We start from the raw sequence: 20,088 nt of genomic DNA on the forward strand, positions 1-20,088 counted from the left end.
TTTTATGAAGTATGGGAAATTTTTTTCCTACAAAAATATATTTATATGTATTTTGTTTTCATTTTGTCTCCCTAACACTTGCTTGGATTAATATACTGATTACTTCCTTTAAATTTGCAAAACTGAAAGTCCCCAACTTAAACTTATGGGTGGTTGACAATGTTAGATTATTCTTGAATTCATCTAGAGTCATTTTTTAAAACCCAGTAATACTATGTAAATCAATTTATTCGTCAGCTACTTCTTGCTAGGCACTGGGAATACAACAGCTAATAAAACAAAATCTCTGCTCTCGTGAAGCTTAAATTATGAGTTTTCTCAGACAACTCCTAAATTTTACCCAATTTCTTAGGAAAAGGAAAAAAGGAAAACAGTTATCACAACTGCTCAAGGAAGGATATGTTTTCACATAGAAAAATTTACCATTAAGTATAAAGGGCGATAAAGTTGTATTACATAGAGAAGGGACAACTAGCACAAAGATGGAATTCCAAAAAGATAATACCCAAGTGGCTCTTTATAATACTCCTTATGGTATGTTAGAGCTTAAGACATTGACAAAAGAGTTAGATTTAGATATTAATGAAAATGGAGGAAATGTCTCTATAAAATATCATTTAATATCTGGAGGACAAGAACCTATCAAAACAAACCTTGATATGAAAATAAAAGTAGAAGATTAGTCTGTAAATATAGAAATAAGGCTGTACCAAAAAGTACAGCCTTATTTTATATAAATATTTATTTTTAAAATAAAAAAAGCTAAAAAAAATTCAACTTATAAATTCAAATATTAATAATTAAGTTTATTAAAGATGAGTAAAATATAAATAGTAAACGTTCTATAAATAAAAAAATTAAAAAAAACAAAAAAATACTAGACTTCTACATTAACTTTTGATAGAATATCTACTATGTTATTAAAACAAGCAATAAAAAACCCATTTTAAATGAGGTAATTATCATTATAAATGAAATAAAGAACTATGTCAAGCATAAATTTATATTAGGAGGAAAAGATATGAGCAAAAATACTAAGTACGTATTTGTAACAGGCGGAGTTGTTTCTTCATTAGGAAAAGGAATAACAGCTGCTTCATTAGGAAGATTATTAAAAAATAGAGGATTAAGTGTAAGTATTCAAAAGTTTGATCCATACCTAAACATTGACCCGGGTACAATGAGTCCATATCAACATGGAGAAGTTTTCGTAACTGATGATGGTGCTGAAACAGATTTAGACTTAGGTCACTATGAAAGATTCATAGATGAAAACTTAACTCAAAACTCAAATGTTACTTCAGGTAGAGTTTACTGGTCAGTAATATCAAAGGAGAGAAAAGGTGAATATTTAGGAGGTACTGTACAAGTTATACCTCACATAACTAATGCTATAAAAGATAGAGTATATAGAGTAGGAAAAGAAAGAGATGTAGATGTAGTAATCACTGAGATCGGAGGAACAATAGGTGATATCGAATCATTACCTTTCTTAGAAGCTATAAGACAAATCAAATATGATGTAGGAAAAGAAAATGTTTGTTTCATACATGTTACATTAGTACCTTACTTAGGAAAAGCTGGTGAGTTAAAAACAAAACCAACTCAACACTCAGTTAAAGAGTTAAGAAGTATAGGGATTCAACCAGACATAATAGTTTGTAGATCAGAAAAAGAATTATCAGAAGATATCAAAAAGAAAATCGGATTATTCTGTAATATAGATGCAAGTGAAGTAATTCAAAACTTAGATGCAGAGCATTTATATGCTGTTCCTCTAATGTTACATAAAGAAGGATTAGATAGATTAGTTTGTGAAAAATTAGAGCTTGGATGTAGAGATATAGATAATGCTGAATGGATAGACATGGTTCATAGAATAACTCACTTAACTCATACAACTAAGATTGCTTTAGTTGGTAAATATGTTGAGTTACATGATGCATACATATCAGTAGTTGAAGCTTTAAACCATGGTGGATTAAGTAATGACACTAATGTTGAAATAGAGTGGATAAATGCTGAAGATGTAACTAAAGAAAATGTTGATGAATTATTAAGTGGGGTAGATGGAGTTCTAGTTCCAGGTGGATTCGGAGATAGAGGAGTAGAAGGAAAGATTGAAGCTATAAGATGGGCTAGAGAAAATAAGAAACCATTCTTAGGAATATGCTTAGGAATGCAATGCGCTGTTATAGAATACGCTAGAAATGTATTAGGATTAAAAGGAGCTCATTCATCAGAATTAAATCCAGAAACTCCATTCCCAGTAATTGACTTAATGCCTGAGCAAAAAGATGTTGAGGATTTAGGTGGAACAATGAGATTAGGATTATATCCATGTAAGTTAGAAGATAATACATTCTGTAAAGATGTTTATGCATCAGATTTAATCTATGAAAGACACAGACACAGATATGAGTTCAATAATGAATACAGAACTCAATTATTAGAAAACGGATTAACTATAGCTGGTACTTCACCAGATGGAAGATTAGTTGAGTGTGTAGAAGTTAAGGATCATCCTTGGTTCGTAGCAGTTCAATACCATCCAGAGTTAAAATCAAGACCAAACAGACCACACCCATTATTCGTAGGATTTGTTGGTGCTGCATTAAACAATAAATAATTTTAGAAATATTAAGGATATCTAACTAAATGTTAGGTGTCCTTTTTAATTTAATACTATTACAAATAAATCTTATAAAAATATACTATATATAGATTAGATTTTATGTGATATGATAATAATATAAATATTTAACATAATTAATTTATACATTTTTTAATAGGATATTCGAAAGTTTCTATATATTAAAGTCTTAAGAGAATCTAAAACAACTTTTCTTTACTTTATTCCACTAATTAAAAAAACAGGAGGTGCTTAAATTGAATATAGAACAATATGAAAATATGACTTTAGTTCAACTAAAAGAGCAGGCTAAAGAATTAGGAATAAAAAATATAAGTAAAAAGAAAAAAAGCGAACTAATTGAGGAATTAAAATGTGAATTTAATAAGCAAAATAGTAATACTAAAGTAATACATAAAGATGGTGTTATTTTAAGAGAAAAAATATCTCAAAAAGAGCAAGGTGGAAATAAAGAAAGTTTTTCTAGTGAAAGAGTAGTTAGAAGTAGTAATAATTATAATAACAATATTAGTAATTATAATAATTCAAATGATGAAGGCAAAAAAGAGCAATTAAAAGATATGATAATTTCATCAGATTCTGCTAAGGGAATACTTGAAATACTAGATAATAATAATTTTGGTTTTTTAAGATGTAGAAATTATTTAACAAGTGAAGATGATATATATGTTTCTCCATCACAAATAAGAAGATTTGGATTAAGAACTGGAGATGAAGTTCAAGGTAAAGTTAGAATACCAAAGGATGGAGAAAAATTTAAAGCGTTACTTTATGTAGAGAAGGTAAATGGTGAAAGTCCTGAAAAAGCAGTTGGAAGAAAAAAATTTGAAGAGTTAACACCAATATATCCATCAGAAAGATTAAGACTTGAAACTGAAAATGGAAGAGATTTAAGTTCAAGACTTATGGATATAATTTGTCCAATAGGTAAGGGACAAAGAGGAATGATAGTTGCACCACCTAAGGCTGGAAAAACAACTCTTTTAAAAAGAATAGCTCAAAATATATCAAAAAATAATCCTGAAGTTAAACTTATAGTACTTTTAATAGATGAAAGACCAGAAGAAGTAACGGATATGAAGAGAAGTATAGATGGAGAAGTAATCTATTCAACTTTTGATGAAGAACCACAAAATCATGCTAAAGTTTCAAGTATAGTATTAGAAAGAGCTAAAAGAATGGTTGAGCAAGGAAGTGATGTAGTTATCTTAATGGATTCTTTAACAAGATTATCTAGAGCCTATAACTTAACAGTTACTCCATCTGGAAGAACCTTATCAGGGGGATTAGATCCAGGAGCATTTATAATGCCTAAAAAATTCTTTGGAGCAGCTAGAAATTTAGAAGAGGGTGGGAGTTTAACAATTTTAGCAACTTCTTTAGTTGATACAGGAAGTAGAATGGATGATATGATTTTTGAAGAATTTAAGGGTACTGGAAATATGGAGGTACACTTAGATAGAAAGCTTCAAGAAAGAAGAATATTCCCAGCTATAGATATTTATAAATCTGGTACTAGAAAAGAAGATTTATTATTTAATGAAGAAGAAAGAGAAGCTTCATATAAAATAAGAAGAGTATTACAAAAGGAAAATAATATAGAAGATGTAGCTGAAAAACTTATAAGTTTATTATCAAAAACAAAGAACAATAAAGAATTTTTACAAGTTGTTTTAAAAAGCAATTTAGAAAATTAAATAAGTTTTCAAAACAAAAGAAGATATTAAAGTTTATAAACTTTAATATCTTCTTTTGTTATAAGAATCATTTAGCATATTAGTGCAAAGTTTAATTGTCTCTTCTGGAGAATAAGAACTTAATACATCTAAAATACTTTTTTTCATATTAATTAATTTATTATTATCTTTATTTAAATCATTAATTACCGTATTTAACTCTTCCAAGTGGTTTATAGTAATTGCACAATTACTTTTAGATAAAAATTCTCTATTTTCACTTTCTTGACCTTGAATTATAAATGGAATTATCATTGGTAAATGACTTAAAAGTGATTCTGTAGTAGTAAGTCCACCTGGTTTTGTAATAATTAAATCAGACCTTTTCATTATTTCAGGTATTTCGGTTGTATATCCTAAAATGTTTAATTTTTTATTGCCTTTTATATGTCTATATTCTTTACATAATTCTTTCTTTAACTCAGTATTATTTCCACAAACAATAGTTAAATTTAAAGCATTCTCATTTTTAATTAGGGTTTTTAATACTTTAGATATGTTGTCTAACCCTATACCGCCTCCCATTAAAAGAATATTTAATGGTTGCTTGATAATATTTTCTGTGAAGCTGTGATAATTTGTTTCGTAAAAATCTTTCTTTACAGGTATACCAAAAGGAGATATTCTTTCTTTAGGTATTCCTTTTAAAGCTAGATTTTCTTTGGTAAAATCACAAGCAACTATGTAATGATCAATTATTTTAGAAACATAAGTATAATGACATTTAAAATCAGTAACAACAGAAATAATTGGTACTTTTATAATTTGTCTTTTCTTTAAATAAGAAAGAATACTTACAGCTAAAGGGTGTGTTGTAATTATTAAATCTGGATTAAAACTATCAATAAATTTAGCTAATTTATTTGAAACTGGTAAAAATAAAAAACTAACTAAATTATTTATAAATTTTATATTGCTAATTTTGTAAAGTAGACCATAAAGAGTTCCTAGGGAACTTGCGCATAAATAGTATCCATTTACTATTGATCTATCAAAGAAACGGTTCTCCTTAAGAAAATCGTGTACAAGAATTTCTGTATCATTATTCTTTATAAGTTCCATTAAAGAGTTAGCTGCTTGATTATGACCATAACCAGTAGATGTACTTAAAATAAGAACTTTTTTCATCATATCCACTCACTTTTACTAAAAATCTATTTAAACAAATTTTATTTGAAAAATATGCCTTATAAACAAAAATGGGAAAGATTTGAGTCTTTCCCATAAAGAAATTATTTATTAAGATTAAATCTCTTGTTGAATTTATCAACTCTTCCGCCAACATCAACGATTTTTTGTTTTCCTGTGAAGAATGGGTGGCACTTAGAGCATATTTCAACTTTAAGTTCTGGTTTAACTGAACCAGTTGTGAAAGTATTTCCACATGCACACTTAACCACTGTATCGTGATGGTATTCTGGATGTATGCCTTGTCTCATGTAATTCACCTCTTTCAAAAATAAAAAAATGTTGCTAAACAACTATTAACAAGTATATCATGGGGATATTTAATCGTCAATAGTTTAAAAGCTTTCTTATTTAAGTTATAATCATATTTAGAATATTATAAAAGGATAAGGAGTTTAAAGTTAAAATGAGCAAATTATATTTTAGATACGGAGCTATGAATTCAGGTAAATCTACACACCTTATGCAAGTAGCACATAATTATGAAGAAAGAGGTATGGAAGTTATCATAATTAAGCCATCTACTGATAAAAAAGGTGGAGATAAGGTTGTTTCAAGATTAGGCGTTGAGAGAGTTGTAGATATTTTAATAGATAATGATGAGAATATTATAGAAATAATTGAAGAGAGACTTGAAAAAGGAAGAAAAATAGATTGTATAATAGTTGATGAAGTTCAATTTTTAAAAGCTCATCATATAGATGAATTATTTGAAATTGCAGTTGGTAAGGGAATACCAGTAATTTGTTACGGATTAAGAACAGATTTCCAAATGAATGGGTTTGAAGGAAGTGAAAGACTTTTATTATTAGCACATAGTATAGAAGAAATGAAAACTATATGTAGATGTGGAAGAAAAGCTATATTAAATGGAAGAATGATAAATGGAAAGTTCACCTTTGAAGGAGAACAAGTGGCTATAGATTTAGTTGATAATGTAGAATATCAATCACTATGTGGACAATGTTATTTTAATTATAAATATGGTAAGGATTCTAATAAGTAGCTAATGAAAGGATAGGATTCAAAGTATGAGAAAATGCCAAGTAGGTGGTCAAGCAGTATTAGAAGGCGTTATGATGAGGGGATCAAAAGGAATAGCTACAGCGGTTAAAACTCCAGAGGGAGATATAGAGGTTTCTTTTGAAAAGACTATACCATATACAAAGAAAAATAAAATTTTAGGGCTACCTTTTGTAAGAGGATTTGCAACCCTTATAGAGTCTTTAGTTGTAGGATTAAAATCATTAAATTATTCAGCAAGTTTTTTTGATGATACAGAACCATCTAAATTTGAAAATTGGTTAAATAATAAATTTGGTGAAAAAGCTAATAATGTAATAATGACATTTACAATTATACTTTCCTTTGTATTTGCCATAATTTTATTTGTAGCAATACCAACTGGAATTACCTTTTTGCTTAAAAAACTTAATCTTCCAGATTGGAGTTTAAGTACTATTGAAGGAATCATAAGTATTGGTATGCTTTTAGGATACATGTACTTAATGGGAAAAGTAGAGGATATAGAAAGAGTATTTCAGTATCATGGAGCAGAGCATAAGACTATATTCTGTTATGAGAATGAAGATGAACTTACAGTTGAAAATGTAAGAAAATATCCTAGATTTCATCCTAGATGTGGAACAAACTTTCTATTTTTAGTTGCCATTGTAAGTATATTTATATTTTCCTTTACTAAATGGGATTCAGTTACTCAGAGAATGGCTATAAGAGTAGCAATGTTACCATTAATATCAGGAATAACTTATGAACTTATAAGATGGCTTGGCAAATCTCAAGGAAATTTTGCAAAGATAATAGCTGCACCAGGATTACAATTGCAAAAATTGACTACAAGGGAGCCTGATGATTCACAAATTGAAGTAGCGATAGCTTCTTTAAGGAGGGCTGAAGGATTGAAAGAACCAAATAAAAAAGTTGGAGAATTATTGAATTTAGGAAATAAAACTTTGAAAGAATTGGGTATAGATACATATATATTAGATACTCAATTATTATTAGGAAAAGTTTTGGAAAAAGATAAAATATGGCTTATAATTAATAAAAATGAAGAAGTTAAAAAGCCAGATGAGATACATTTCTTAAACTTGTTAGAAAAAAGAAAATCAAAAATGCCTATGCAATATATTTTAGGAAGTTGTGAATTCATGGGGTTAGATTTTTACGTAGAAGAAGGAGTTTTAATTCCAAGAGGAGATACTGAAATAATTGTAGAGGAAGTACTGAACAACATAGATGAAGATGCAGAATTTAATGTGTGTGATTTATGTTGTGGAAGTGGAGCTATAGGATTATCTTTAGCTAATTATAGAAAAAATATTATTGTAGATTTAGTAGATATAGATAATATGCCAGAAAAAGTTACAAGAAAAAATATAGGAGAATTAGAATTATCAAAAAGATGTGACTTTATTAAGAGTGATCTTTTAAGTGAAGTCATTAAAAAAGGAAATAAGTATGATATTTTAGTTTCTAATCCACCATATATAAGAACGGAAGTCATAAATACTTTAATGGATGATGTTAAGGATTATGAGCCACATCTAGCTTTAGATGGAGGAGAAGATGGTTTAATATTTTATAGAAGAATTATTGATGAATCTTTAGAAGTTTTAAAAGAAAATGGTATATTAGCTTTTGAAATAGGACATGATCAAGGTGAGGATGTTAAAAATCTTATGGTTGAAAAAGGATACTACGGTGTCAAGGTCATAAAAGATTTAGCAGGGTTAGATAGATGTGTTATAGGAAGAGTAAACCTTGAAAGATAACATAATGGTGTGATATAATTATAAAATATGAAAATCTGTATACGGAGTGATAATAGATGATACTTGATAGATTAAATTTTATTGAAAATAAATATGATGAACTTTCAGTTAAGATTAGTGATCCTTCAATAATGGCTAACCAAAAAGAGTGGAGAAAGCTTTGTAAGGAACATGCTGATTTAGAAGTTATAGTTAATAAGTATAAAGAGTACAAAGAGGCTACAGAAGAATTAGAAGCTAACAAAGAGATGCTTTCAGAAGAAAGTGATCAAGAAATGAGAGAGATGATAAACTCTGAGATTAAGGACTTAACAGAAAGAAAAAAAGAATTAGAGGACGAAATACAAATTCTTTTACTACCAAAAGATCCTAATGATGATAAAAACGTGTTTGTTGAAATCAGAGGTGGTGCTGGTGGAGATGAAGCAGCACTATTTGCATCTAATCTTTTCAGAATGTACACTAAATACGCTGAAAAGAATAGATGGAAAGTTGAACTTATGAGTGCAAATGAAACTGACATTGGAGGTTTCAAAGAAGTTGTATTTATGATAAAGGGAGCAGGTGCTTATTCAAAACTTAAATATGAGAGTGGAGCACATAGAGTTCAAAGGGTTCCTGATACAGAAAGTTCAGGAAGAATACATACTTCAACTGCTACAGTAGCTGTTTTACCAGAAGTTGATGATGTAGAAATTGAAATAAACGATAAAGATATTAAAATAGACGTATTTAGAGCATCAGGTAATGGTGGTCAGTGCGTTAACACAACTGATTCAGCTGTAAGAATAACTCACTTACCTTCAGGATTAGTTGTTTCATGTCAGGATGAAAAATCACAGCTTAAAAATAAAGAAAAAGCTATGAAAGTATTAAGAGCAAGATTATTCGAGCAAGCTGAAGCTGAGAGATTAGCTGGAATTGCTGAAGATAGAAAGAGTCAGGTTGGTACTGGGGATAGAAGTGAAAGAATAAGAACTTATAACTATCCACAAGGAAGAGTAACTGATCATAGAATAAACATGACTTTATATAAATTAGATAGTTTCTTAGAAGGTGATATAGACGAAATACTAAATGCTCTAATTACTGAAGATCAAGCTCAAAAGATGAAAGCGATGGGTAATACTGAATTTTAATATATAAAGCCTTACATGAATAATGTAAGGCTTTAAAAATATATAGTTTTAAAATGGTAATTAAAGAGGAATATAATTATGAATATAGATAAAGCTATAAAAAAACAAAAAAAATCATATAAAAGATTCATGTTTGTTATGGTAATACTTCTAATATTATTACCTCTTTTGGTTTGTTTTTTTGAAGTCTATAAGGATTTTCTTATAGTATATTTGATTTTTTTAGAAATTTTTATAATTATTGTTATGATTAAAAATTTTAATAATATAAGATTAGAATATACTTGCGAAAATGGAATTTTAAAAATAAAACCTAATGTTTTATCTAAATATAAGTATATATACTGCGATAGAGTAGCTTTAGTTCATACAGAAAATGAACTTGAAGATATGAAGATTATAATTGTCTTTGCTAATAAAGGAAGAAAAGGTAAGTTTGGAAAGCCAGTAGGAGATTACTTTTGTAAAGTTCATCCCGGACTAAGTAAGGACTACAATAAGATGATTAGATTAAATAAGGAAACACAATGGTTTTATATAATAATAAAAAGAGGAGCTTTAAAGAAATTTAAACTTTTAGATGACATTTATAAAAATTGTGTTACAGCAACTTATACAAATGATAGTATTGAAAATATAAAGATTGCAAGAGGTCAGAAGAATTTATAAAAGATGAAGGTGATATTATTTTATGAAAACAAAAGTACAATTCATAAAAGATATAGATAAAGATATGAAATATTTAGAGGAAGCTGCTGAAATAATAAAACATGGTGGTATTGGAGCATTCCCAACTGAAACAGTTTATGGATTAGGTGCAAATGCTTTAGATGGAGAAGCTGTTAAGAAGATTTTTATAGCAAAGGGAAGACCTCAGGATAATCCTTTAATAATACATATAGCTGATAAAAAAGATATATATAAATATTCTTATGAAATACCTAAATATGCAAAGGAGTTAATGGATAAATTTTGGCCAGGTCCTTTAACAATAATATTAAAGAAAAAGGATATAGTTTCAGATGTTACATCAGCAGGTTTAGATACAGTTGGAGTTAGAATGCCAAATGATGAAATAGCATTAAAGTTAATAGAATTAGCAGGGGTTCCTATAGCTGCTCCATCAGCTAATATATCAGGTAGACCAAGTCCTACTGATATAGAAAGATGTGAAGAGGATTTAAATGGAAGAGTTGATTTTATAATAGGAGCTAAAAAAAGTGAAATAGGAGTAGAATCAACTATAGTAGATGCAACAGGTGATCATTTATGTATTTTAAGACCTGGAGGCATAACTTTAGAAATGTTAAAAGATATAGATGAAGGGGTGTATATAGATAAAGCTATATTAACAACTTTAGATAAAGATACAAAACCTAAGGCGCCTGGAATGAAATATAAACATTATGCACCAAAGGCAAAAGTTAGAATGGTTCAAGGTCCAATAAATAAAATGGTTGAAAAAATTAAAGAAATAGTGCATAATTACATAGATGAAGATTTAAAGGTAGGAATTATGGCAACTGATGAAACAGTTTCTATGTACAATGAAGGAATAGTAAAATCATTAGGAACTAGAGAAGATTTAACTTCTGTAACAAAAAATTTATTTGAAATGCTTAGAGCTTTTGATGATTTAGGAGTAGATGTTATAATAACTGAATCTTTTGAAGAAAAAGGTTTAGGTGTAGCCATAATGAATAGATTAAAAAAATCCTGTGGATTTGACGTAATAATAGTTTAAGAATATATATGGAAGGAGCTGGATAAAAATGAAATTTTTTGAAAAAAGAGATTATTTTGAGTTTATATTTTTAAAAAATTCTATATTTGTTTTTTTTGAAATTTTAATATCTTTATTTAGTGTTCTTCCAGTTAATAAAAAAGTGCTTTTTTATTTGACTTACTATTTAATTTTTTAATTAAGTAGTGTTATTAGTCATTGAAAAAGCACTTTTTTTGAAATAATATATTAAATAAACAGATATAATGGAGGTTAATGAAATGAAAATAGCAATTGGTTGTGATCATGGTGGATTTAATTTAAAAAACACAGTGATAAAACATTTAGAAGAAAAAGGTATTGAGTTAAAAGATTTTGGTACATATAGTACAGATGCTTGTGATTATCCTGATATAGCTATACAGGTTGCAGAAGCTGTAGCTTCAGAAGAATTTCAATATGGTATATTAATCTGTGGAACTGGAATAGGAGTTTCTATATCAGCAAATAAAGTTCCAGGAATAAGAGCATCATTATGTTCTGATACATTTAGTGCTCATGCAACAAGACAACATAATAATGCAAATATTTTAACTATGGGTGAGAGAGTTGTAGGGCCAGGATTAGCTTTAGATATAGTTGATACTTTCTTAAAGTCAGAATTTGAAGGTGGAAGACATCAAAAGAGAATAGATAAAATAACAGCTATTGAAGAAAAGTATTCAAAATAATTTGATAAAAATATTTCAATATAGATTTTAGGAGGAAGCTACAATGAGTAAAGTTACAGAAATAACACATCCACTTATATTACATAAGTTAGCATTTATAAGAGATAAGAAGACAGGATCTAAGGATTTTAGAGAATTAGTAAGTGAAGTTTCAATGCTTATGGCTTATGAGGTAACAAGAAATCTTCCTATGGAAGAAATAGAAATAGAAACTCCAATTTGCAAGACTAAATGTAAAGTTTTAGCTGGTAAAAAAGTTGCTATAGTTCCAATATTAAGAGCAGGATTAGGTATGGTAGATGGTATGCTACAACTTATCCCGGCAGCAAAAGTAGGTCATATAGGATTATACAGAGATGAAGAAACTCTTCAACCTGTAGAGTATTTCTGTAAGTTACCACAAGATATAGCTGAAAGAGATATAATAGTTGTTGATCCAATGTTAGCTACAGGTGGTTCAGCGGCAGATGCTATAACTCTTTTAAAGAAAAGAGGAGCTAAGCAAATAAGACTAATGTGTTTAATTTCTTCACCAGAGGGAATAGAGTTTGTACAAAAAGCTCATCCAGATGTTGATATATATGTTGCATGTATTGATGAGAAATTAAACGATCATGGATACATCGTTCCTGGACTAGGAGATGCAGGAGATAGACTATTTGGAACAAAATAGTTATAATTTTAATAGCTACTTAATTTTAAGTAGCTATTAATTATTTTTGGAGGTAAATTATTCATGGAAAAGATAAAAGTTTTAACTATCTTTGGAACAAGACCGGAAGCTATAAAAATGGCTCCATTAGTAAAAGAATTAGAAAAAAGGCCTGAAATAGAATCAAAGGTTTGTGTAACTGCTCAACATAGAGAAATGTTAGATCAAGTTTTAGAACTATTTGATATAAAGCCTGACTTTGATCTAGACATAATGAAAAATCGTCAAACTCTTACTGGAATAACAAATAGAGTTTTAGAGGGGTTAGAAAAAGTATTTACAGAAGAAAAGCCAGATATGATACTTGTACATGGTGATACTACAACAACTTTTGCTGGAGGATTAGCAGCGTTCTATCAACAAATAAGAGTAGGACATGTTGAGGCTGGACTTAGAACTTTCGATAAATATTTCCCATTCCCAGAAGAAATGAATAGAAAATTAACAGGTGCTTTAGCTGATTTACACTTTGCTCCAACTAAAGGATCAAAATCTAATCTTTTAAGAGAAGGAATAAATGAGAACGACATAAAAATTACAGGTAACACTGTAATAGATGCTATGGAACATACTGTTGAAGATAATTATGTTTTTGAAAATGATGAATTAAATAAAATAGATTTTGAAAACAAAAAAGTTATCATGATAACTGCTCATAGAAGAGAAAACTGGGGGGAAGGTATAGATAATATCTGTACAGCTTTAAATAAAATAGTTGAAAATAATAAAGATGTTGAATTAGTTTATCTTGTTCACTTAAATCCAGTTGTAAAAGATGTTGTTTATAAAAATCTTGATGGTAAAGAAAGAGTTCATCTTTTACCACCACTTGATACAAAAGAAACTCATAACTTAATGAATAAATGCTTTATGGTTATGACTGATTCAGGTGGATTACAAGAGGAAGCTCCTCATTTAGGAAAGCCTGTATTAGTTTTAAGAGATGTTACAGAAAGACCAGAGGCTGTTCAAGCTGGTACAGTTAAATTAGTTGGTACTGATGTTGAAAAGATATTAGAAGAAGCTAACTTACTTATAAATGATGAGAAAGCTTATTTAGAAATGAGTAAAGCTATAAATCCATATGGAGATGGTAAAGCATCTCAAAGGATAGTAAAAGCTATTTTAAATTATTTTGGAAAAAATGATGAAGAAGTAGAAGAATTTATAAGTAAACAATAGATTGTTAAAAAAAATAATAAATATAATTTGAAAAAATGATATAAATAGACAGATGTTTAGAGTGTTATAGAAATTTTAATGAAATAATTCTATAATGAAGCTAAATTATCTGTCTTTTTTTCTGGAGAAAAAAATAATAAAAAAAGATTGTTTAAAATTTAACGAAAAAATATTGAAAAATAGTAAAATTATGGTTATAATAAAATGAGTTAGAAAAGGTATAAATTTTTTATAAATTTATACCTAAGTGGGAGGTTATTGATATGAGAGAGGTAGTTATTGTAAGTGCAGTAAGAACAGCATTAGGTTCATTTGGGGGAGCATTAAAGGATGTTCCTGCTGTAGATTTAGGAGCTTTAGTTATTAAAGAAGCTTTGAATAAAGCTGGTGTAAAACCAGAATGTGTTGATGAAGTTTTAATGGGAAATGTAATTCAAGCTGGTTTAGGACAAAACTCTGCAAGACAAGCAGCGGTAAAAGCTGGTTTACCAGTTGAAATTCCTGCAATGACAATAAATAAGGTTTGTGGTTCAGGTCTAAGATGTGTGGCTTTAGCTGCTCAAATTATAAAAGCAGGAGATGCTGACGTAATAGTAGCTGGTGGTATGGAAAACATGTCACAAGGACCATATATTTTAAGAAATGCAAGATTTGGTCAAAGAATGGGTGATGGAAAGATGGTTGATGCTATGGTTAATGATGCTTTAACAGATGTATTTAATGGATATCATATGGGTATAACTGCTGAAAATATAGCGGAACAATGGGCATTAACTAGAGATATGCAAGATGAATTTGCTGTAAATTCTCAGATGAAAGCAGAAGCAGCTATAAAAGCTGGGAAATTCAAAGATGAAATAGTTCCTGTAGTAATTCCACAAAGAAAAGGTAATCCAATAGTATTTGATACTGATGAATTCCCTAGATTTGGAACAACAGCAGATAAATTAGCTAAGTTAAGACCAGCATTCAAAAAAGATGGTACAGTTACAGCTGGTAATGCATCAGGTATAAATGATGGTGCTGCTGCATTAGTTGTTATGAGTGCTGAAAAAGCAAAAGAATTAGGAGTAACTCCAATATGCAAAATAGTTTCTTATGGTTCAAAAGGATTAGATCCTTCAATTATGGGATATGGACCATTCTATGCTACTAAAAAAGCTTTGGAAGAAACTGGATTAAAAGTTGCAGATTTTGATTTAATAGAAGCAAATGAAGCTTTTGCAGCTCAAAGTTTAGCAGTTGCTAAAGATTTAGAATTAGATATGAGCAAAGTTAACGTAAATGGTGGAGCTATAGCTTTAGGACATCCAGTTGGAGCTTCAGGGGCTAGAATATTAGTTACATTACTTCACGAAATGGTGAAAAGAGATGCTAAAAGAGGTTTAGCAACACTTTGCATAGGTGGAGGTATGGGAACTGCTTTAATAGTAGAAAGATAATAATTTTACCATTATTATAATATATATTTAAAAGATACTATTCTATTTTTGGATAGTATCTTTTTTATTAGAAATTTATTAGAAATTTATGTTTTAATTTAAAAATATATTTAAAAAATATACATAAAATTAATAATAAAAATTAATATTAAGAATATATAATTTGTTTAATTTTATATAAAAAGCATGAATAATAGCAAGAGTAATAGAAAAAAATAAGATTAAAGTTAAGGAAAATATTTAAAATTTTAGATTTTAAAAAAAAAATATAAAAAAATGTGAATAAATATCAAAAGGGTTATTCAAAACCTTTTAAGTTGTATATTTTATCATTAATAATGGTTTATAATTTTTCTTGATGAAAAGCTTATAAAATATACAATTTTATAACAAAAACGTTTAAAAAAGGATTTCAAAATCGAAAATAGTAATCGAATTTTAATTTGAGTTCTTATATAGTAATTTTAAAATTCAGAAAAATGAAATTAAAAATTCAAAAACATGCAATAATAATTTATAAAAGAGTAAATGAGAGTTTTGGAGAGTAAAAATGAAGGAAATAGTTAAAATCACTTTAAAATATCAGAATATTAATAAATTCAACCAAAATTTAAATTTTATTAATGTTAAATTGGGGAATATAATTAGTGAAGTAACATTTCGGAACTATGGAGGTTATATGTGAACGCTAAAATTAAAGGTTTAGTTTTTTCAATTATGAAGACTAACATTTTATTAACAATAATAGCAACCCTATTAATTAGCTTATTTAATTTTAAATTTGGGGTCGCTTTTTTAGTTGGAAGTATAGTTGCAATAATTAATTTTACATCAAACGCAATTGTAATCAATAAAGTTATAAGTAATGGAAGAGGAGCTTTAAAGATACAATTAAGTTTTGTATTAAGAATGCTTTTGATTCTTTTATTTACACTAATCTTTATGAGAGATGTTAAGGAATTAATATTTTACTTAATAGGATTTATTTTACATCAGATATCAATATTTATTTATACTAAAAAAAATAAGGCCTTATAAAAACAATAAATAAATATTTATATACACATATAAATTAATACTAAGATAGAAAGGGAGTGATTCCGTGGATATCTTTGCACCATTGTTTACAGTTAAGATTGGTAGTTTGACAATAAGTAGTACAATTATTTTTCAATGGGTAGCAATGCTTCTTATAATAATCTTTGCTTTATTTTCAACTAGAAATCTTAAAAATAAACCAGGTAAGTTGCAAGTTGTTTTAGAATCAATCTATCAAACAGTTTATAACTTAGTAAAGAGCAACATGGGGGAAAGTTATATTGGTTTTGTACCTTATATAGGAACTTTAGCAATATTCTTACTTGTATTAAACTTTTATGGATTAATAGGACTGTCACCTCCTACTCAAGATTTAAGTGTTGCAGTGGCATTAGCAGTTACTTCCTTTGTTGTTGTTCATGTTAATGCTATACGTAGATGTCATATTGGAGGGTATATTAAAGGATATTTTAAGCCTTATCCACTAATGTTACCTTTAAACTTAATGGAGAGAATTATTTTCCCTGTATCTCTTGCACTACGTTTATTTGGTAATATGCTAGCAGCTACCTTATTAATAGACTTAATGTATTCAGGTTTAGGACACATAAGTTGGTTTGCTCAATTAGGTATGCCAATACTAGCACATGGTTTCTTCGATGTATTTGATGGAACAATACAAATGATAGTATTTACTATGTTAACTATGGTAAATATTAAAATTATAGCAGATCACTAAGAAAAGGTAATTAAACAAATCAAAGTAACTTTATTTGATTTGAAAAAGGAGGAATTTTTAATGGATATGAAGTTATTAGCAGCAGGTATCGCTGTATTAGCAGGTATAGGAGCAGGAATAGGTATAGGTATTGCAACTGCAGGAGCATTAGAGGCAACTGCAAGACAACCGGAAGCATCAGATAAGATTCAAAGTTTATTCATCATGGGAGCTGGTCTTTCAGAAGCAACAGCCATCTATGGATTAGTTGTTTCAATAATCTTATTATTCGTTGCTTAATATCAAATTACGAACTTTTTATTACGAACTTATAGTAATTAATTAAGAAAGATAATAGAGTTAATATAATTGACTCCGAAGGGAGGCTGTGATTGATATATGGAAATAAGTTTTATGAGAATATTAGCTACGATCATTAACTTTATATTATTAATTCTTATACTAAAACATTTTTTCTGGGATAAAATCAAAAGAGCCATTGATGCAAGACAAGAGGCTATAGATGAAACTATCTTAAAGGCTGATGAAGATGCAGAAAAAGCAAGAAGATTAAGATTAGATAATGAAAGAATTCTTAAATCTGCTAAGGAAGAAGGCAGAAAGCTTAGAGAAGAACAGAAAAAAGAAGCTGATAGAATTTATAAAGAAATCGTTGATGATGCTCATAGAGAAGCTGAGGCTATAATAAACAGAGCTAATATTGAAATTCAAAGAGAAGAAGAAAAGGTAAAATATGAGTTAAAGCAACAAGTAGTTGATATTTCTGTAATGCTTTCAGAAAAAGCACTTGGAGAAACTATTGATGAATATAAGCATAGAGAATTAATAAATGACTTTATTGAAAAGGTAGGTATCTAATTATGTATGAATATTTAGATCGTAGATATGCCTTAGCTCTATATGAAGTTGCAGAAGAAAAACATAAAGTTGAAGAATATTTAAATGATTTAAGAGAAATTTGTGATATCATTTATGGAAATAATGAACTTTATGAAATAATAAAACATCCTCAAATTAGTACTGTAAGAAAGAAAAAAACTTTCAGAAACATATTTGAAGGAAAAATAGATGATGAGTTACTTTCATTTTTAATGGTTCTTATAGAAAAAGATAGAATACTTTATATAAAAGAAAAATTAAAAGAAATGGAAAAAATTCATCTAGAAAGAAACAATACTTTACTTGCAGAGGTGAAAAGTGTTGTTCCACTAACAGAAGATGAAGTTACAAGACTTGTAGAAAAGTTAGAAAATAAATACTCAAAGAAAATTTTATTAAAGCAAGAAATAGATAAAAGTATCATTGGAGGACTTTTTGTCAGAGTTGGCGATGATGTTATAGATGGTACTGTTAAATCTAGACTTGATGATATGAAACAGATAATGCTTAAGAGAGAATAGAGGTGAGTCTATGCATATTAAACCAGAAGAAATAACTTCTATAATCAAGAATGAGATAAAAAACTATGAAAAAGAGTTAGAAACTGTTGATTCTGGTACTATCATACAGATAGGTGACGGAGTTGCTAGAGTTTACGGATTAGAAGAATGTATGGAAGGTGAACTTCTTGAATTCCCTAATCAAGTTTTCGGTATGGCTCTTAACTTAGAGCAGGATAACGTTGGTTGTGTTCTTTTAGGATCTGAAGAAGGTATAAAAGAAGGAGACATCGTTAAAAGAACTGGAAAAATAGTTGAAGTACCAGTAGGAGATGACTTAATAGGTAGAGTTGTTAATTCATTAGGTCAACCTATAGACGGAAAAGGGCCTATTAAAAATGATGGATACAGAGCTATAGAAGTACCAGCACCAGGTATACTAGAAAGAAGTTCTGTTAATGAGCCTCTACAAACAGGTATCAAAGCAATTGACTCAATGATACCAATAGGTAGAGGACAAAGGGAGTTAATTATAGGAGATAGACAAACAGGTAAAACTGCTATAGCTATAGATACTATAATTAACCAAAAAGGTAAGGATGTTATATGTATATATGTTGCTATTGGACAAAAACAATCAACAGTAGCTAATATAGTTAATACTTTAACTGAAGAAGGAGCTATGGACTATTCAATAGTTGTAACTGCATCAGCATCAGAATCAGCTCCATTACAATACATTGCACCATATTCAGGATGTACAATGGGTGAATACTTCATGAATAAAGGTAAACATGTATTAATAATATATGATGACTTAAGTAAGCACGCAGTTGCTTATAGAACAATGTCACTATTAATTAGAAGACCACCAGGAAGAGAAGCTTATCCAGGAGATGTATTCTACATCCATTCAAGATTACTTGAAAGAGCTGCTAAGTTATCAAAAGAAAATGGTGGAGGCTCATTAACAGCACTTCCAATAATAGAAACATTAGCAGGAGACGTAACAGCATATATCCCAACTAACGTTATATCAATAACAGATGGACAGATATTCTTAGAAACTGAGTTGTTTAACGCAGGACAAAGACCGGCTGTTAACCCTGGTATATCAGTTTCAAGGGTTGGAGGTAACGCTCAAATAAAAGCAATGAAACAAGTTTCTGGTACATTAAGACTAGAACTTGCTCAATATAGAGAGTTAGCATCATTCGCTCAATTTGGTTCAGATCTTGATAAAGATACTCAAGCAAGACTTGAAAAAGGTAAAAGACTTATAGAGATATTAAAGCAAGATCAATATAAGCCAATGGCCGTTGAAAAACAAATTATGATAATATACGCTGCAGTTAATAATTTCTTATTAGATATTAAAGTTTCAGATATTAAGAGATTTGAAAAAGAATTCTTAGAGTTTATGGATACTCATCATAGAGAAGTTGGTAAAGCTATATTAGATAAGAAAGTTTTAGACGATGAATTAAAATCTGCTTTAGAAATTGCTATAGTAGAATTTAAAAAAATATTCTTAATGTAAAATAAGAGCATAGCTTTTTAATTAAAGCTATGCCCACATTTTTAAGAATGGAGGTGGAGCTTAAATGGCAGGTGCAGGACTTTTAGAAATT

20 protein-coding genes are annotated in these 20,088 nt (G+C 28.8%); 18 read left to right on the forward strand and 2 right to left on the reverse strand.

Annotated elements, in window-relative coordinates:
- Positions 1–431: 431 nt before the first annotated feature.
- The 3 genes from Q1J60_RS07680 (at position 432) to rho (ending at position 4,350) form a co-directional block, all read left to right on the forward strand.
- Positions 432–683: a YwiB family protein gene (locus Q1J60_RS07680; RefSeq protein ID WP_300260455.1), complete on the forward strand. Its 252-nt coding sequence runs from the start codon at positions 432–434 to the stop codon at positions 681–683.
- A 338-nt stretch (positions 684–1,021) separates the two neighbouring features.
- Positions 1,022–2,629, forward strand: a complete 1,608-nt coding sequence (pyrG, locus tag Q1J60_RS07685; protein ID WP_300260407.1) for a CTP synthase — start codon at positions 1,022–1,024, stop codon at positions 2,627–2,629.
- 260 nt (positions 2,630–2,889) lie between these two features.
- On the forward strand, positions 2,890–4,350 hold the full coding sequence (gene rho / locus Q1J60_RS07690; protein ID WP_300260410.1) for a transcription termination factor Rho: 1,461 nt from the start codon (positions 2,890–2,892) through the stop codon (positions 4,348–4,350).
- Positions 4,351–4,392: 42 nt separating this feature from the next.
- Here rho and Q1J60_RS07695 read toward each other — a convergent pair whose 3' ends face one another.
- Together Q1J60_RS07695 and rpmE are read right to left on the reverse strand one after the other, a co-directional pair.
- Positions 4,393–5,517, reverse strand: coding sequence for an MGDG synthase family glycosyltransferase (locus Q1J60_RS07695; RefSeq protein ID WP_423249123.1), 1,125 nt, complete (start codon positions 5,515–5,517; stop codon positions 4,393–4,395).
- Between the two features lie 104 nt (positions 5,518–5,621).
- Positions 5,622–5,828, reverse strand: coding sequence for a 50S ribosomal protein L31 (gene rpmE / locus Q1J60_RS07700; protein ID WP_003452406.1), 207 nt, complete (start codon positions 5,826–5,828; stop codon positions 5,622–5,624).
- A gap of 155 nt (positions 5,829–5,983) precedes the next feature.
- Here rpmE and Q1J60_RS07705 point away from each other — a divergent pair, with 155 nt between their 5' ends.
- From Q1J60_RS07705 to atpA, 15 genes are all read left to right on the forward strand, one after another.
- Positions 5,984–6,583 (forward strand): thymidine kinase, encoded by a 600-nt coding sequence (locus Q1J60_RS07705; RefSeq protein WP_300260415.1) that lies wholly within the window; start codon positions 5,984–5,986, stop codon positions 6,581–6,583.
- A gap of 25 nt (positions 6,584–6,608) precedes the next feature.
- On the forward strand, positions 6,609–8,372 hold the full coding sequence (gene prmC, locus Q1J60_RS07710; protein ID WP_300260418.1) for a peptide chain release factor N(5)-glutamine methyltransferase: 1,764 nt from the start codon (positions 6,609–6,611) through the stop codon (positions 8,370–8,372).
- 56 nt (positions 8,373–8,428) lie between these two features.
- Positions 8,429–9,511, forward strand: coding sequence for a peptide chain release factor 1 (prfA, locus tag Q1J60_RS07715; RefSeq protein ID WP_300260421.1), 1,083 nt, complete (start codon positions 8,429–8,431; stop codon positions 9,509–9,511).
- A 78-nt stretch (positions 9,512–9,589) separates the two neighbouring features.
- Positions 9,590–10,180, forward strand: a complete 591-nt coding sequence (locus Q1J60_RS07720; RefSeq protein WP_300260424.1) for a hypothetical protein — start codon at positions 9,590–9,592, stop codon at positions 10,178–10,180.
- 22 nt (positions 10,181–10,202) lie between these two features.
- The gene (locus Q1J60_RS07725) at positions 10,203–11,255 is read left to right on the forward strand and encodes an L-threonylcarbamoyladenylate synthase (protein ID WP_300260427.1); all 1,053 of its coding nucleotides are present in this window, start codon (positions 10,203–10,205) and stop codon (positions 11,253–11,255) included.
- 260 nt (positions 11,256–11,515) lie between these two features.
- A complete protein-coding gene (gene rpiB, locus Q1J60_RS07730) occupies positions 11,516–11,965 on the forward strand; it encodes a ribose 5-phosphate isomerase B (protein WP_300260430.1) in 450 nt (149 codons plus the stop codon).
- A 43-nt stretch (positions 11,966–12,008) separates the two neighbouring features.
- Entirely contained in the window at positions 12,009–12,638 is a 630-nt protein-coding gene (upp, locus tag Q1J60_RS07735; protein WP_300260433.1) for a uracil phosphoribosyltransferase, read from the forward strand.
- Between the two features lie 63 nt (positions 12,639–12,701).
- The gene (wecB, locus tag Q1J60_RS07740; protein ID WP_300260436.1) at positions 12,702–13,859 is read left to right on the forward strand and encodes a non-hydrolyzing UDP-N-acetylglucosamine 2-epimerase; all 1,158 of its coding nucleotides are present in this window, start codon (positions 12,702–12,704) and stop codon (positions 13,857–13,859) included.
- Positions 13,860–14,122: 263 nt separating this feature from the next.
- Positions 14,123–15,301 carry an acetyl-CoA C-acetyltransferase gene (locus tag Q1J60_RS07745; protein WP_300260439.1) on the forward strand — a complete coding sequence of 393 codons (1,179 nt, stop codon included), beginning with the start codon at positions 14,123–14,125 and terminating at the stop codon, positions 15,299–15,301.
- Between the two features lie 681 nt (positions 15,302–15,982).
- Positions 15,983–16,339 (forward strand): ATP synthase subunit I, encoded by a 357-nt coding sequence (locus tag Q1J60_RS07750; RefSeq protein WP_300260442.1) that lies wholly within the window; start codon positions 15,983–15,985, stop codon positions 16,337–16,339.
- Between the two features lie 64 nt (positions 16,340–16,403).
- Positions 16,404–17,078: a F0F1 ATP synthase subunit A gene (locus Q1J60_RS07755; protein WP_300260445.1), complete on the forward strand. Its 675-nt coding sequence runs from the start codon at positions 16,404–16,406 to the stop codon at positions 17,076–17,078.
- A gap of 60 nt (positions 17,079–17,138) precedes the next feature.
- Positions 17,139–17,357: an ATP synthase F0 subunit C gene (gene atpE / locus Q1J60_RS07760; RefSeq protein ID WP_003452423.1), complete on the forward strand. Its 219-nt coding sequence runs from the start codon at positions 17,139–17,141 to the stop codon at positions 17,355–17,357.
- 99 nt (positions 17,358–17,456) lie between these two features.
- On the forward strand, positions 17,457–17,936 hold the full coding sequence (locus tag Q1J60_RS07765) for a F0F1 ATP synthase subunit B (protein ID WP_300260447.1): 480 nt from the start codon (positions 17,457–17,459) through the stop codon (positions 17,934–17,936).
- Between the two features lie 2 nt (positions 17,937–17,938).
- Positions 17,939–18,478, forward strand: coding sequence for a F0F1 ATP synthase subunit delta (locus Q1J60_RS07770; RefSeq protein WP_300260450.1), 540 nt, complete (start codon positions 17,939–17,941; stop codon positions 18,476–18,478).
- A 10-nt stretch (positions 18,479–18,488) separates the two neighbouring features.
- Entirely contained in the window at positions 18,489–19,997 is a 1,509-nt protein-coding gene (gene atpA, locus Q1J60_RS07775) for a F0F1 ATP synthase subunit alpha (RefSeq protein ID WP_300260453.1), read from the forward strand.
- The last annotated feature ends 91 nt before the right edge of the window (positions 19,998–20,088 follow it).

Source organism: Clostridium sp. (assembly GCF_029258205.1).
GTDB lineage: Bacteria > Bacillota > Clostridia > Clostridiales > Clostridiaceae > Sarcina.